A 1,188-nucleotide genomic window follows, 5' to 3' on the forward strand; every position below is an offset into this window, starting at 1 on the left:
ATTAATGTTATAATCTCATTTAAGATTCTAGATCTAAATGTTAATTTAATCATTAATCTATGACCCTCAGGACCTGAAAGTTCAAACTTACCACTAACTCTCTCCAATATCTCTCTAGTAAGTGGTGTTGGTTCTGTTGTCTTTATTGTAGAGATCTCTATACCTTCTCTAACATTTTGAACAAATTTTAATAGTGATTCGATATCTACATCCTTACTCATATATTCTTTAGCTGCTTCTTCAATAACAGGAGTCTCTTTAAAAGCATCAATTAATGCTGATATTGATATTGAACTTGAATCTGCATCTTTAGGTATTGCATTAAATCTTCTAGCAACATGTATAAATCTTCTCTTAAAAGATCCTGATTTTAGCATAGTCTTTGCAACAAGCTCTTCAATTTCCTCTTCACTAAGCTTACCAAGCTCAAGAATTGTTTTAGATATCTCCTCAACAGGTAATTCACTTCCCAACTCTAGAACTATCGCATAAGGATCAGCATACTCTTTCACAGATACTTCATACTTACTTGATATTAACTCTGCAAGTATCCTAGATAGAGTCTTATTACCTAATGTTCCAAGCATTATGTATATAACATATATACTTCCTATATTCTCTATAACTACTCTACGCTTTCCAGGTATTGGATATCCCATAGATATATGTTCAATAACTTTCCTAACTACTTTCTCTATAGTTTCTCTAGATATATTCAGTTTTTCATATAAATGCTCAACAACATCTCTATAAGATTTATAACTTTTCCATAAAAATTCTATCTCCTCAAGTAAATCTAATACTGATTGAGCTATATCATATGGTACTGGTATCTCTTCACCAATCCATGCAGGTATTGCACCTATTGGATCTTTAGCTTCTTCAACTATGATCTTATCTTTAAATACGTTATCTATAACCCATACCTTACCTCTAAACACGAATTTTAGACCTGGTTGTGCATACTCTGCTACGAAAGCTTCATCTAGAACTCCAATAACTTCACCACTATTCTTATCAATAACATAATATTGCTTTTCTTCAGGTATCATTGATAGATTATTTGTGAAGTATTTGTATAATTCTAATCTTGATCTTCTTCTTATAGGTTTTTCTACTATATTCTTATCTCTTCTATAGTATATTAGTGGTGGATTTAATACATCACTCATATATTCTATAACTTTT

At 30.8% G+C, this 1,188-nt stretch carries 1 protein-coding gene; it reads right to left on the bottom strand.

The window, feature by feature from the left end; all coding sequences use genetic code 11:
- Window positions 1-1,172 (bottom strand): hypothetical protein (locus AC3WVG_RS12110; protein ID WP_488798372.1); only part of this gene is annotated, 1,172 nt, incomplete at its 3' end.
- Window positions 1,173-1,188 lie beyond the last annotated feature (16 nt).

The organism is Desulfovulcanus sp. (genome assembly GCF_982781345.1).